This window comes from Type-C symbiont of Plautia stali (assembly GCF_059730935.1).
The window spans coordinates 276210-291694 of the sequence record NZ_AP035924.1 but is presented as its reverse complement, the minus strand read 5'-3'; the positions used below and the strand labels follow the sequence as shown (position 1 = coordinate 291694).

The 15485-nt window shown below is 54.3% G+C and carries 6 protein-coding genes; 4 read left to right on the top strand and 2 right to left on the bottom strand.

Annotated elements, in window-relative coordinates; genetic code table 11:
* Positions 1 to 27: 27 nt before the first annotated feature.
* Positions 28 to 849, bottom strand: coding sequence for an ABC transporter substrate-binding protein (locus AC6I7J_RS20490; RefSeq protein WP_058759175.1), 822 nt, complete (start codon positions 847 to 849; stop codon positions 28 to 30).
* Positions 850 to 1044: 195 nt separating this feature from the next.
* Here AC6I7J_RS20490 and AC6I7J_RS20485 point away from each other — a divergent pair, with 195 nt between their 5' ends.
* The 4 genes from AC6I7J_RS20485 to AC6I7J_RS20470 all read left to right on the top strand — a co-directional run bounded on the left by AC6I7J_RS20485 (position 1045) and on the right by AC6I7J_RS20470 (position 14235).
* On the top strand, positions 1045 to 2121 hold the full coding sequence (locus tag AC6I7J_RS20485) for a LacI family DNA-binding transcriptional regulator (RefSeq protein ID WP_215481339.1): 1077 nt from the start codon (positions 1045 to 1047) through the stop codon (positions 2119 to 2121).
* Between the two features lie 525 nt (positions 2122 to 2646).
* A complete protein-coding gene (locus tag AC6I7J_RS20480) occupies positions 2647 to 4311 on the top strand; it encodes a ShlB/FhaC/HecB family hemolysin secretion/activation protein (RefSeq protein WP_498007452.1) in 1665 nt (554 codons plus the stop codon).
* A 12-nt stretch (positions 4312 to 4323) separates the two neighbouring features.
* Positions 4324 to 13767, top strand: coding sequence for a hemagglutinin repeat-containing protein (locus AC6I7J_RS20475; RefSeq protein WP_498007451.1), 9444 nt, complete (start codon positions 4324 to 4326; stop codon positions 13765 to 13767).
* 3 nt (positions 13768 to 13770) lie between these two features.
* On the top strand, positions 13771 to 14235 hold the full coding sequence (locus AC6I7J_RS20470; RefSeq protein WP_211727130.1) for an SMI1/KNR4 family protein: 465 nt from the start codon (positions 13771 to 13773) through the stop codon (positions 14233 to 14235).
* Positions 14236 to 14586: 351 nt separating this feature from the next.
* Here AC6I7J_RS20470 and AC6I7J_RS20465 read toward each other — a convergent pair whose 3' ends face one another.
* Positions 14587 to 15279: a hypothetical protein gene (locus AC6I7J_RS20465; protein WP_498007450.1), complete on the bottom strand. Its 693-nt coding sequence runs from the start codon at positions 15277 to 15279 to the stop codon at positions 14587 to 14589.
* Positions 15280 to 15485 lie beyond the last annotated feature (206 nt).

The following is a 15485-nucleotide window of genomic DNA, read 5'->3' as shown; positions in this document are numbered from 1 at the left end:
CAGTCTCACGCATAACGATGCGCAGGGTTATTGGCCGCCGGGCAGATACTGTTGCGGCATTGGCGAACCCGGGAACCACTTCTGGTACAGCTGTTTCCAGGTCCCATCCTGCATCGCCGCTTTGATGGCTTTATCCAGCGCCGCTTTGAACTCCGGCTTGCCTTTGGCGATGGCGACACCCGCAGGCGCGTCAAATGAAGGGATGTTCGCCGCCGTGACCAGCTTAAAGCGGGTGGCATAATCTTTGGCGGCTTCGTAATCGAGGAACATAGCATCCAGCGTGCCGTTATTCAGCGCGGACACCGCTGCGTTGTTATCGGGGAAACGCACCAGATCGGTCTGTTTGAAGTGCTGCAGCGCATAGTTCTCCTGCAGCGTGCCCTGAATCACTCCGAGCCGTTTATGCGCCAGGGTTTCTACGTTTTTCACCCCGGAATCGCTGCGGGTCAGCACCGTCAGATAGCCCGCAAGATAGCCGGTGGAGAAATCGACGGTTTTTTCGCGCAGCGGCGTGATGCCAATCGCGGCGACGCCGGCATCATACTGGCCATTTGCCACTGCCGGCAGAATGGCGGAGAAGTCCTGACCGATAAAATCCACCTGATCGATGCCCATGCGATGCGCCACATTTTTGAAGAATTCGACGTCAAAGCCGGTGAAGTTGCCGTTTTTATCGGTGAAGGTGTAGGGCTTCGCGTCGCCGAGGCTGGCAACGCGGAGATGACCGGGTTCGATCAAACCCCAGGGATTACTGTCGCTGGCGGCATGGGCGCTCCAGCTGGCGGAAACCAGCATTGCCGTGCCGAACAGGGCGGCGGTCAGGTGATTGAAACGTTTGTGCGATGTCATAAGGCTCTTCCGTCTGTGCAGGTGAAACTTCAGAGTTCGCCAAGCCGGTTTATTGTTATTGAGACCGGTCTCAACGCGGGGCAAAATGAAACCGGCTCTGGTTGTGAGACCGGTCTCATTCGGATATACTGATATTAAGCACACGCTATCAGCAGCGTCAATTATGTTGTTATCAACTTGTGATTCGAAATAATTATGACCAATGAAAATGCTCGTTCACGCGGTCCGACCGTTGCCGACGTCGCCCGCGCCGCCAATGTTTCCAAAGCTCAGGCGGCACGTGCGCTGGGCGGGTATGGTTCCGTCAGTGAAGATGTGCAGTCGCGGGTGAATCAGGCTGCTGAAGCGCTGGGATACCGACCGAACGAGCTGGCGCGCAGCATGAACACCGGCCGCTCCAATACTATCGGGGTGATTGTCGGCGACATTGAAAACCCGCACTTTGGCCTCGCGCTGCGCGGCATGGCCGACGTCGCGCGCCAGGCGGGCTTTCACCTGCTGCTGAGTAACAGTGATGAAACGCTGGACGAGGAACGGGAAGCCGTACGCGTGATGCTGGATAAGCGCGTCGATGGCATCATCGTCGCGCCGTGCAGCTCATTGTTTGAGGATAACGAACATCTGCGCCAGGTGCTGGCAGAAGGGCGTTCATTAATGATGTTCGACCGGGCAGTGCAGGGGATGGAAGTGGAGACCATCCAGGCGAACTTTGTCGCAGTGGCCAAACAGGCGACGGAGCTATTACTGGCGGCCGGGCATCAGCGTATTGCTTATCTCTCCAGCATGCGCAGCGCTGCACCGTATTCGCCGGCAATCACGCTGGGCCCCACGCCGGTGGCGCAACGTGTTAGTGGAATGATTGATGCCTACCGGGCCGCAGGTAAGGAACTGGATCCAGCGCTGATTCGGCTTAATGCACTCAGCGAAGCCATCATTGAGCAGATCCTGACTGAACTGCTGGCGCTCGCCGAACCACCCAGCGCGCTGATTGCCTCCGATAACCTGATTGCGATGGGCATCCTGCGCGGTCTGGCCAAACGCGGCCTGCGCGTACCCGAAGATATCTCTTTTGTGATGTACGACGATTTTCCCTGGACCGAGCTGATGTCACCGCCGCTGACCGTGGTCGCCCAGCCGGTGTATGAAATGGGGCGCGAAGCCGCGCGCCGGTTGATTTGCCACATCCGCCAGCAATCCGCCGGCGCCTTACCCGCATTTGACAGCTGGATGGTGGTGCGCGGTTCGGTGGGAGAAAACCCGTCGGCCCGGTGATACAATGTGCGGCGGCGGGTTTGTGCTAATTACTGCCTGCTGTTTTTTTTGGTCGCCATAAATGGCGACCCTACAGAAAACGGCGCAGTTTTGTCCTTTCATACGCGCCAGAGAAAAAGTAAATTGTGCGATGCCTCGCAGGGTGCGCATTCATGCACACCGGAGAAACATTAAATTGTGCGATATCTCGTAGGGTGCGCATTCATGCGCACCTGGATAACACTGCATAGGCGTAATCAAGGAGATACCCTCGTTTCATTAATTTGTCAGAGTGGGTAAGTTTTAAATCCAGCGCTATGATTAATGAGATGGTTGTAATAACCCCGGATAAATTTCAGCGCTTGCCAGTAGTTATAAAGCGATTCTCTTTTGATTTGAGTTAGCGCAGCACACAACATCAAATTAACTGCTATCAAAGAATCATTCTCGTTTTATTTCTCCATCAGGAACTTTCTGATTGTTTAAGTGATATTCTGCGCAAGCAGGCTTACAAAACATTTACAATCAATTTCACTTAAGTCTTCTATGATGGCAAATACAGGGAAGTTACTGGCGCTAAGCGTCAGCTTATTTACTGCTTCAGCGCTGGCCGCACCGTTGAATCCCGGCGACCGCGACTATATTCAGAATCAGCAGCAACAGCGACTGCAGCAAGACCAGCAGCAGCGAGACGCGCTTTGGAACACTGCCGCGCCGCAGGCCACAGCATCTGAAGAATCAGGTGCATCAGGCCCATGTTTTCCTGTACATCATATCAGTCTACGCAATGCCTCTTTACTGCCTCAAAGTGAGCAACAGAATATTACCGCAACCTATATTAACCGCTGCCTGAACTTAACGGAAATTAATTCACTGGTTCACGCCATTTCCGACTGGTACATGCAGCGGGGTTATATCACCAGTCGGGCTTTTTTAACCGAACAGGATTTATCCACTGGTGAGCTGGTTATTCCAGTGCTTGAAGGAAAACTTGACGAAATACGCCTCGACGGCCAGCATCCGCGATCGCTGGCTATGGCGTTTCCCGGACTCGAAGGAAAAGTACTCAACCTGCGCGATATTGAGCAGGGCATGGAGCAGATTAACCGCGTGCAGACCACGCCGGTGCAGATTGAAATTCAGCCGTCGCCCAAAGCCGGATATTCCGTCGTGAACCTTACGGCAAAGCCAGAGTTCCCTCTCAGCGCCTCGCTGGGCTTTGATAACAGCGGACAGAAGAGCACCGGCACCGGCCAGCTGAACGCCTCGCTCACCGGTAACAACCTGCTGGGTCTCGCTGACCGCTGGTTTGTTAGTGGCGGGCGCAGTAGCGCCTTCAGCGAATGGCGCGACGCCCAGAATTTACAGGCTGGCGTCAGCGTGCCTTACGGCTACGGACTGCTCGACTACAGCTATAGCTGGAGCAGCTACCACAGTAGCTTTATCAATAATGGCTTTACCTGGCTAAGCAATGGCGACAATGTCGCGCACCGCCTGAACGGCTCCTGGGTCCTGTTCCGTAACGGTGATATCAAAACCGGTGTGCAGCTTGGCCTGAATCACTACTCCAGCCATAACTTTCTCAATAACACGCTTTTGCAGAGCAGCAGCCGCAAAATCACCAGTCTGCAAATCGGGCTGAACCACACGCAGAAGATCTTCGGCGGCGTAGCCACGCTCAACCCGACTTTCAGTCGCGGCATGCCATGGTTTGATGCCGAAAGCGATGACGGCAAAAACGGCGACCTGCCAAAAGCACAGTTTCGCAAATGGAGCCTCAGCGGAAGCTTCCAGCGCCCGCTGACCAATAACCTCTGGTGGCTCAGCAGCGTGTACGGTCAGTGGTCGCCGGACCGCCTGTACGGCAGTGAGCGTCTGACGCTCGGCGGCGAAAGCTCGGTGCGCGGCTTTAAGGAACAGTATCTCTCCGGCGATGCCGGGGGCTATCTACGTAACGAGCTGAACTATAACCTTTTCACCTTACCGGTGTTCGGGGAGGTCAGCGCGCTGGTCGCCGTTGACGGCGGATGGATCCAAAGCGATACGCAGAACCGTGAGTCCACCGGCACGCTGTGGGGCAGCGCGGTGGGCCTGAGTACCCGCGGTCGTTATTTCTACACCCAGTACACCGTCGGCATGCCGCTCAGCTATCCCGGTCACCTGCAGCCGGATCACGTCAGCATTTACGCCCGCGTCGGGCTGGTTTTTTAAGAGGCAAAGATTATGGACGATCGTCAACCCGTTTCTCTCGCCCGTCGCGCGCTGAGCTACCTCATCTGTTATCTGGTGGCGGTACAGCCAATGCTGCCCGCTATGGCGGCACAAATCACCCCGGTGACACCCGGCACAAAAATGGATGCTGCTGGCAACGGCGTGCCGGTGGTCAACATCGCTACCCCCAACGGAGCGGGCGTGTCGCATAACCAGTACCAGCAGTATAACGTCGGTCAGGAAGGGCTGATCCTCAACAACGCCACCGGCCAGCTCAACCAGACGCAACTCGGCGGCCTGATCCAGAATAACCCCAACCTGAAGGCCGGGCAGGAAGCGAAGGCCATCATCAATGAAGTCACGGGCGCAAATCGTTCACAGCTGCAGGGTTACACCGAAGTGGCAGGCAAAGCGGCCAACGTCATGGTGGCCAACCCTTACGGCATCACCTGCAACGGTTGCGGCTTTATCAATACCCCGAACGTCACGCTCACCACCGGCAAGCCGCAGCTGGACGCAAACGGCAACCTGTCAGCCCTGGAAGTCACTAAAGGCTCGGTGACTTTCGAAGGCAAAGGGCTGGACGGCAGCAGCGCCGACGCGGTGTCGATCGTCGCGCGCGCCACCGAGATCAACGCCGGGATTTACGCGAAGGACCTGTCGGTCACGGCAGGGGCCAACCGCGTGGGCGCAGACGGCTCCGTCACGCCGATAGCTGGAGAGGGCACCGCGCCTTCGGTTGCGGTGGATACCGGCGCGCTGGGCGGCATGTACGCTAACCGTATTCATCTGGTGTCTAGCGAAAAGGGCGTGGGGGTCAACCTCGGCAATCTCGCTGCGAAGCAGGGTGATATTCAGCTGAATGCGAACGGTAAACTGACGCTCGGCAACGCGCAGTCCAGCGGCGACGTCAGGATTTCGGCCCAGGACGTTGTGTTACAGGGTGAGCAACAGGCTGCCTCTGCGCTTCAGGTGCAGTCGCGTGGGGATATCGCGCTGAACAGGAGCAAACTTAGCGCAGGCACGCTGAACGCTGAAGCCACTGGCACAATAACACAGGATGAAAACAGCGCAGCCACGACCAGTGGCAGCACCTCAGTGAGCGCCGGAAGCCTGGTGCTTGCCGGCACGTTAAGTAGTGGTAACGCGCTCTCACTGCGGGCAGGGCAACTGACCGCCACTCGAAATGCGTCAGTCAGCAGTGTCGGGAACAGCAGGCTTGAGATTGCCGGAGATTCTGACTGGCAGGGTTCGCTGACGTCTGGGGGCGATCTGTCCGTGACGGCCGCAAAACTGACAAACCAGGGGCAGCTGGCGGCAAACCGTGACACGACGTTAACTTTACAGCAACTCAATAACAGTGGCCGGATCCAGGCCAAAGGCAATCAGACACTGAAGGCCGATCGCCTGCAAAATGCCGGCACTTTGCAGGCGGGTGGGTCACAGTCGCTGATCTCTCAGACGCTGAGCAGTAGCGGCGTGATTGCGGCACAGCAGGGGCTGGATTTTGATGTGGCAGACGGGCTGACACTGGGCGGAAGCAGCACTGGCAATCTGCTCAACATCAGCGCCGGACAGACAATCCTCAGCGGCAGCGCCTACGGACTGCAGGGCACGTCCCTGCAGGGTGATTTTTCAGGGCTGGAAAATTCGCAGCTCCTCAGTGGCGGTAATCTGTCGTTACAGGGCAACCGTTTAAGTCTTGCGGGGCTGATCTCAGCAGATAAACAGCTTGAACTAAACGCAGATACCCTGACAAGTGGCGCAACCGCGCAGACTCAGGCGCAGAATGCCCTGACGGGACATTTCCGCGAGGCCACGCTGGCGGGCAGTTTCACCACGCCGGGGGCGCTGCATTTTAACGTTGGCAGGGCAGATAACCGCGCGTTATTCAGCGGCGAGACCATTGGCTGGCAGGGCAGCAGTCTTTTACAACAGGGTCGCATTGCCGCTGATCAGAATCTTGACCTGAACGTCGCGGCAATTGATCAGCAGGGAAGCCTGCTGGCGGGCAACAGCCTGAAGATCACCGGCAATACGCTCAACAACAGCGGCACCACCTCCGCCGGAGAAATGCAGGCTCAGCTTACTGGCGGGCTGCAAAATACCGGGGCACTTATTGCACAGGGCGCTCAGACACTTGCAGCCGCCGGGCTCGATAACAGCGGCACGCTAGCCGCTGGTGATTTGCACGTTCAGGCCAGCGATATCAGTAACCGTGGACGCATTCAGGCCAGCCGCTCGGGTGAGCTCAACGGGAACCTGAGCAACCAGACTCCGGGGGTGATAGTAACAGGCGGCAGCCTTCACACTCACGGCAACAACCTCAGTAACGACGGTAAGCTGCAGGGACAGCAGCTACAACTTGAGGCCGGTGACATCCGCAACGGCGGCAGCGTTCTGGCAGGCGGACCGCTGGTATTGAGGGCGCAAAACCAGCTGAACAATACCGGTCAGCTGATGGGGCAGCAGGATACCCAGATCAATGCCGCTGCGGTGAATAACCGAGGGGATATTCTCAGCCAGGGCGCGTTACAGGTTTCTGCCCCCACGCTGGACAACAGCGGAAAGCTGCAGGCTGATAGCCTGAATCTGAGCGGCACGCAGCTCAACAATAGTGGCAACCTGAGCGCGCTGAAAGATATCGTCTTACAGCTGCAGCAGGATGTCAGCAATCTGCAGAACGGACAGATGCTCGCAGGTAATGCGCTAAGCATCAATGCCGCCAGCCTGACTAATGCCGGGAAGCTGACCGGGGTGAACCAGCTCAGCGCGACCAGTAGCGGCATGACGCAGCAATTCGCCAGCGGACAGATGCTCAGCCAGGGAGACCTGGTGCTAACGGCTGCACAACTGACTAACAGCGGACGGCTGCAGGCGCAGGATACCCGGTTGCGCGGGGGTGGACTGACCAACAGCGGACAAATTAATGCCATCAACAGTCTGGATGGGCAGTTTACCGGTGCACTGGATCATCAGGCCGCAGGGTCGCTGTTCAGCCAGAATAGCCTGCTGCTAAGCGCAAAAACGCTCAACAGCGCTGGCAACGTGCAGGCCGGTGGCGCGACTTCACTCTCAGCGGATTCCCTGACCAACCGCGGCACGCTGGTGACGGGGGGCAAACTTAACCTCCAACTCCCGGTGCTGGTCAATATTGGCTGGCTGCAAGGCAATCAGCTGGAATATCGCGGCAACAGCCTCAGCAATAGCGGCACGCTGATCAGCGATAATGCCGGCGAATATCATTTCACGTCACTTGAAAATGCCGGCACTCTGCAGGGGCGTGACCTCACCCTCAGCGGGCAGAGCCTGACCAATAGTGGCACATTGATGGCAGCGCATCAGCTTAATGCCACAGCTGATCATCTCCTCAACAACGCCGGCGGACGGATACTCAGCGCAGGTGGTGCAGTGCTGATCGGCTCCACATTCAGCCAGCTGGGACAAATTGCGGCACTCGGCGATGCGGTGTTGAAAGTGAGCGATGCGTTTGCCCAGCGCGGTACGCTGGCTGCGGGCGGGCATCTTCAGCTCAGCAGTACCGGTAATCTGACAATTGAAGGTGCGACCCAGGGTAATCAACTCACGCTGAGCAGCGACGGCAGCATAGTGAACAATAATAAGCTGCAGGGCGGTAGCGGGCCGTTGAATATTACCGCAGCCAACATTACTAACAGCGCCAGCGGATCAATTCAGTCCGGTGGCGCGGCAAGCCTCACCAGTCATGGCACTCTCACCAATAACGGCTTTATTGGTGCGGCAGGCGACATGGTGCTGAACAGTGCCGGGCAGTTGCTAAATACCGCGCTGCTGTACAGCACGGGCAATATGCGTCTGTTCTCTGCGAGCCTGAATAACCTGCGTGGTGATGTACTGGCAGACAATAATCTGACCATCGCGCGCAATGCTTCGGGTCAGGCCAACGATGAGGTCATCAACACTTCCGGCAATATTGAAACCGCGAACGGTGATATTACGATTTCAACCGGGCATCTGCTGAACCAGAGGGATGGTTATCGGGTAACAGAAGAAACGCACCAGTATTTTGATGGCAGTTCCGCTTACATCGATTTGCCTTTCTCCAGATTCGACGCAACACAGTACACACTAACCAAAGATGAGAGCTGTGGGGGCGGACGGAACGACAGTTGCCACGTAAGATATCCACTGACACTTAATCAGGAAGTACGCGATCAAAAAGTATTAATTAGTGAAAAAACTGTTGGGGCAGTCGCTGATGGAGGGGCTGCACGTATTGCGTCAGGCCGGGATTTAACCATCACCGCCACAACCCTTGACAATCTTGCAAGTAATCTTCTTGCAAACAGGAATGGTAACCTCTCCGGTTCCAGCCTAAACAATAGTTCTTCAGAGACGGGTAGCTATCAGATCTGGCAGACCTATAACTGTAACACCGCTGGCAACTCAGGCTGCACTCAATATATTAAAGATGGCAAAATAACTAACGCCTATCCTTTCCGTTTTGGCATTGTCGGGCAGCCGGAATACATTGAAATCACTAATGGCAGTTCGTATCGTGCCGTCATTCAGGCGGGTGCAAATCTCAGTGCCAATTTCAGCCAGAACATCAGCAACACCAGCCTGACGGCGAATGCAGGATCGATTGGTCAGCCAACAATTCAGAAACCTGCTCTGACAACGGGCATATCTACCGGGCAGGTCAATGGTGCTCAGACAAAATCACTCAGTCAGAACAGTGCAGCACCCGGCGCGGAAACCGGCTGGCAAAACAGTCTGAAAAATGCGCTCGGTAGCCTGGGCAATAGCGCTGCCTCTCTGGGCGATTACCCGATACCGACCGGTAACAACGGCCTGTTCGTGCCGACAGATAAGCCTGACAGCCCCTACCTGATCGTCACAAATCCCAATATTGCCGGGCTCGGTAAACTGGACAGTAGCTTGTTCAAGGGACTTGATATCTCTTCATTGACTGCACCACAGGAAGTGCGCAGTCAGTTTACCGATACCAGTAAAGTTCTTGGTTCGAGCTATTTCCTTGATCGCCTGAATCTGAAACCCGAAAGCGACTACCGTTTCCTGGGCGATGCCGCATTTGATACCCGCTATGTGTCGAACGCCGTGCTTAGCCAGACAGGCCAACGTTATATTCATGGCGTGGGTTCTGACCTCGATCAAATGCAGACACTCATTGATAACGCCGCCCATCAGCAGCAGAGTCTTGGCCTGCAACTGGGGGTCAGCCTGACACCTGAGCAGGTTGCAGCGCTAACCGAAAGTATCGTCTGGTGGGAGACCGTTGAGATTGACGGCCAGAAAGTACTGGCGCCCAAACTCTATCTGGCCACCCAGGATGTTCAACCTCTCACCGGCAGCACCATCCTGGCAAATAACGTCAGCCTGAAGGGCGGAACCCTCACCAACGCGGGCAGTACCTTGCAGGGCGGCAGTAGCCTGAGCCTTGCCAGTGACAGCACCATCAGCAACACCCAGCAGGGTGTAATAACCAGCAGCGGAGCGCTGAATCTGAGCGCGCTGGATGATATCCGTAATATTGGGTCCAGCATCTCCGGCCAGCAGATCACACTGGAAAGCACAAACGGCAGCATCATCAATCAGACTGAAACGCGCCAGTGGACAGCAGCAGGTAAGAGTTTCACCGGCGCGATGTCGATGTCACGGACTGAAACCGGAGCAGCTGCAACCATCAGTGCGTCAGACAGTCTCGAACTAAATGCCGGGCAGAATATCGTGTTGCAGGGCAGCAAACTCGACTCTAAAGGGGACATGTCGTTACAGGCAGGCAATGACGTTCAACTTCTGGCAAATCAGACGCTGGCAGCAGATTCGACGAGCAACAGGAGTGGTCTGAGGCAATCCAGCACCAGCGGATTTAATGCCAGCGTGCTTTCCAGTGGCGGCAATTTGACGATTAAAGCCGGGCAGGATATCACCAGCCAGGCGGCAGCGCTGGCAGCCGAAAGCGATATCGGCCTGCAGGCAGGGCGCGATATTAACCTGAACACGGCTGAAAACCGCACCGGTAATAGCCAGCACAGCAGCAAGAAAACCGTGATTAACGAAACGGTGCGTCAACAGGGTACCGAAATTATCAGCGGTGGCAGCACCACGCTGCTGGCGGGTAATGACATCACCAGTAAGGCTGCGACAATCACCGCTAATAAGGCTCTGGCACTGCAGGCCGGACACGACGTCAACATCACTACCGCGACGGAAAGTGATTACGCCTACCGCGAAGAGACCAAAACCAAAAAAGGTCTTTTCAGCAAGAAAACTACACATACCGTTAGTGAAGACAGTTCAACCGCAGAAAAGAGCTCCAGCCTGAGTGGCGATCGCGTCTCGATTATTGCCGGTAATGACCTTCTGGTAAAAGGCTCAGCGGTGGTAGGCCAAAGCAATGTCGGCCTGAAAGCGGGCAACGACCTTACCGTCACGGCCGCCACCGATACCCAGACAAGCTATCGCCTGAGCGAGACCAAAAAAAGCGGCATGTTTAGCGGAGGTGGTATTGGAGTGACCTTCGGCAGTGCATCGTCGAAACAGGAGCTGAAGCAGAACGGCATAACCGAAAGCCAGAGCGCCAGCACCATCGGCAGCACGGCTGGAAACGTGACGCTGGTTGCGGGACATGACGCACACATAGCGGGTTCGGATGTGATTGCGAAGCAGGACATCAGTGTGGTTGGCGGATCGGTCACTATAGATCCGGGCAACGACACCCTGTCGCGTCGTCAAAGCTTTGAACAGAAGCAGAGCGGCCTGACGCTTCAGCTTACCAGTCCAATCACGGATGCGCTGCTAAGCCTCGGCTCACAAGCTAAAGCCGCCGGTGAGGCGGGCGACGATCGTCTCAAAGCGCTTAACGCTGTGAAGATGCTGGAAAGCGGCTGGGCGATGTCGGGGGCCGCCGGGCAATCGGCAACAGCGCTGGCGAAGGGCGACATGAAAGATGCTGGCATCAAAATTTCACTCAGCGTAGGGGCCAGCAAAAGCAAATCATCATCGGAGTTCAGCAGTAACACCGTCAGCGGCAGTTCGCTCAGCGGCGGTGGCAATATCGCCGTGGTTGCGACCGGTACAAACGGCGCCAGCGGCGATGTAACACTGGCAGGCAGCGGCATAACCGGCAATAACGTCACACTTGCCGCCGCACATGACCTGAATCTGGTTGCTGCCAGCAACAACACCGAGCAGAAGAGCAGTAATAAATCATCCGGCTGGAGCGCAGGCGTGCACATCGCTATAGGCAAGGAAACCGGCTTTGGCGTGCAGGCGAGTGGCTATATGGCCGACGGCTCGGAAAACGGCAGCAGCACCGAATACGTAAACAGCCGTGTGAATGCCAAAGACAACCTGACGCTGAGCAGCGGCAATGACACGCTGCTATCTGGTGCCCAGGCGCTGGGCAACAGTATCAACGTTAATGCCGGTAATAACCTGACATTGGCCAGCCTGCAGGATACCGACAATTATCACAGCAAGCAGCAGAGCGCCAGCGGCGGCTTCAGTTTTACCTTTGGTTCAATGACGGGCTCATTAGGGCTTAGCCTGAGTAAAAGTAAAGTAAACAGCGAATATGCCAGCGTCGGTGACCAGAGCGGGCTATTCGCGGGAGATGGCGGCTATAACATTTTCGTCGGTAACCACACTCAGCTGAATGGCGCTGTGATTGCTTCAACAGCGGAGGCGGCAAACAACAAACTGTCGACTGGTACGCTCGGGTGGGACAACATCAATAATCACGCTGAGTATTCAGCCAACAGTACGTCTGTTGGAATCAATCTGAGTTCGTCAGGGCAACAGTTTGCCGGCGGAGCGCTCCCTGCAGTTGTCAACATGCATGAAAGTGCATCCGGTACCACACGCTCGGCGGTGGCTGACGGGACAATTACTGTACGTGATGAGCTGAATCAGAAACAAAACGTTGCAGATCTGAGTCGGGATACCGAAAACGCCAATGGCAGCATTGGGAAGATTTTCGACAAGGAGAAAGTTGCCAACCAGATGGCTTTTGCGAAGGGCGTGCAAGAGCTGGCTGGAAGTGTTGTCGGCGACTTAAAAGCCTACAAAATGGATGCGGCGGAAAAAGAAACCTCTGACCGCCTGCTTAAAGAACATCCTGAATACGCAAACCTCTCGGAAGATGAGTTTAATGCGCGCGTACAGAGCGATCCTGCCTATAAAGCAGTAGCAGATTTGTGGGGCACAGGTGGTACCTATTCGATGGTGGCAACGGCGGTTGCGGGTGCTCTGGGCGGACTGAGTGCCAGCAATCTCGGCGCGGCGGCCAGCGGGGCGATGGCCCCTTATATCGCTAACGCGATTAAGCAGGCCACTACAACTCATAACGCTGACGGCACTGAGAACGTCAACCTCGTAGCAAATACTATGGCCCACGCCGTAGCGGGTGCTGTACTGGCTCAGATGTCCGGCAGCAGTGCGGTCTCGGGCGCGGCCGGAGCGGCCGGTGGTGAACTGGCTGCGCGTGCGATTGTAAAAGTGATGTATCCGGACACAGACATCAGTAGTCTGACCGAAAGTCAGAAGCAGATGGTCAGTACGTTGAGCCAGCTTGCAGCAGGACTGGCTGGCGGTATTGCGTCGGATTCGTCAATGGGGATTGGAACCGGAGTCAGCGCCGGGAAAAATTCGGTTGAGAATAATGCGCTGAGCGATATTGCTGAGAACAAAGTATCTGGCATTTCGCAACAGGAGAAATACCAGAAAGCCCAGGATGATCTCAAAAAAGTAACCGATGACTTCAAGGCGAAGCACTGTATCGGACTTAGTTCAGCAGCCTGTGGTGCGACGATGGATGCTCACCGGGATGAACTGCTGGCAGGCTTCGCAGAAGCGGGCAGTGACTTTATTCCTATCTACGGGGATATTAAAAGCTTCCAGGAAGCAGACAGTGCGCTGGGTTATCTGGCCGCTGTTGTTGGTATACTGCCGGGGCTTGGCGATGAAGCCGGAGCTTTACTTAAAGGTGCGGATAAGGCACTCAAAGCAGGCGATCTTGAGGCAGCGTCTAAACTGATCGCGAGAGCTGGTGATAATATCAGTTCTGCGAAATACTTTGGTCAGGAGAGAAAGTTCTGGTCAGCAGAGCCAGTTGAGTTTAGTGGTAATAAAGTTTATCAACGTAATGATCTATTTGATCCTCAACAAGTGTCCTCTTGGAAGGAAAAAGGCCAAACTGTGACAGGTACTAATATTGAAAGAATGGCATCGGGAAGGGCGCCTATAGGAACTGATGGTAAATCTGTGAACTTGCACCATATGACGCAAAGCCAAAATGGGCCTATCGCGGAAGTGACTCAGTCATTCCATCAAGAAAATAGTGCAGTCATTCATATAAATCCTAATACGACGCCATCAGGGATAAATAGACCTGTTTTTGATAAGTGGAAAACTCAATATTGGCAGCAGCGTGCTGCGGGATATGGTAAATAAATTATGAGCGAATATACGTTATCAGATGTTGCGAAGCTTATTGCTAATAATAGTGATTTTGTCGATTTTGGAAATGCTGAAAATGCCGTTGATAGTGAGTGGATTGAACGAGCTGAAAAAACTCTTGGTCTTCCATTTACGCCATCCTATAAAGCTTTTTTAAAGGAGTATGTTGGCGGCGAAATTGGTGGCGAGGAAATATATAGTATTTATGGCATAGATTTTAAGGATGTCTGTGGTGGAGATATTGTTTATCAGAATCTAACTGACGTGAAAAATGGTAAGGCAAAAGAAAAACAACTAGTTGTGAGTGAAACTGATTTTGGTGAAATATTCTATTTTGACTACTCGCAACTTAAAGATGGAGAGTGTCCAATATTTCAGAGGTTACCCTCTGGGAATTCACTGCATTATGCGAACAACTTCTATGAGTTTTTGTGTAAGCGAATTAAAGCTCACCTGAAATAGGGGGGGTTAGCTTGCCTTTAAGCTACATCTGACTGATCGAAATGATATTCTTAAGCCTTAATGGTGAAGAGCTGAGTAAGGGAAGATTCACTGTTACACGCACTATTTTGACCCAACAAATACAATCCCGGCCATCGAGCCGGGAATGTTAAGAGTATCAGTCAATAATCATCAGTGCCGCTGTGGGGATAAGAGGCGTAAAGGACGAAACTGAAGGACTGCGATACCTGACGAGACGTTTTATTTAACATAATCATGATTATGCGCACTTTGACCCGAAAGGTGAATCAGTAGTATCCGCACACAGCCCCATTTGTTTAATGGCTACCAATTATGGCGCACTCACCATATTTAAACCCTCGCCGGCAATAACGGATAACACTTCGTCCAGTTGTAGTTAGTCTTCGCCAGCATCAGTTCTCCCGCCACCGCACCAAAATTGATGTCCTGACGTTCATAAAAGAATTGACGCAAAACTGCGGGTAAAAACTCAGCGCTGTAGCGCAGTAGCGTGCTATGCCAGAATGGTGCCGGCAACGAGCTGTTGCCATGCCGCATCAGCAATTCATTTTTCCAGTCTGAATCGAGAACCTTTTCACAGAATGAATGGCGCATGGCAATCGCAGGCGTATCAGGTATGCCCGCAAGCAATAACTGACTGGGCAACGCCACTAAGCGCAGATCCCGGATAAGGATTTTTTTCGCAGCAAATTCCTGCCAGATTGTGGTCATTTGTGCCGCTTTCGCTGGTAAAGGCTCGTTGACGTTATACAGCGGTAAAGTCAGAGGCAAAAAAGTAAAATGAAGGCCTTGCGCTGGCAGCGTATCGGCAAGCGGATCTGCCAGTGTGAGTCGTTGCAATTCATCAATCAGACGTAACACCGGTAAGGAAACTGACGGCTTTATCCCTGCGGCAAGCGCCAGTTTTACCGGATCGTAGTAGTTCTCTTCACGGATGTTCCCGATGCCTGCATTTTTCGCCCACAGCGCAATGGTGTTCTCGTTTGCAGAACGGTATCGGGTTTGCAGACTGATTGGTTGCATGTCAGACCTTAGGGTATTTGGATGAGCGCAGATAATTAATTATGAAACGTTTTTTAGAAGATACCCCAGCCTGATTGTGGTGAAAACGCGTGATTATCTCATGCCTGTTCAACCCCGCTTAAACGATGCGCGATTTGTCTTCGCTCTGACGGAGCAAAGCGTCTACAATGCCGGCGAAATTTTTACTGATGAGGATACACAATTGG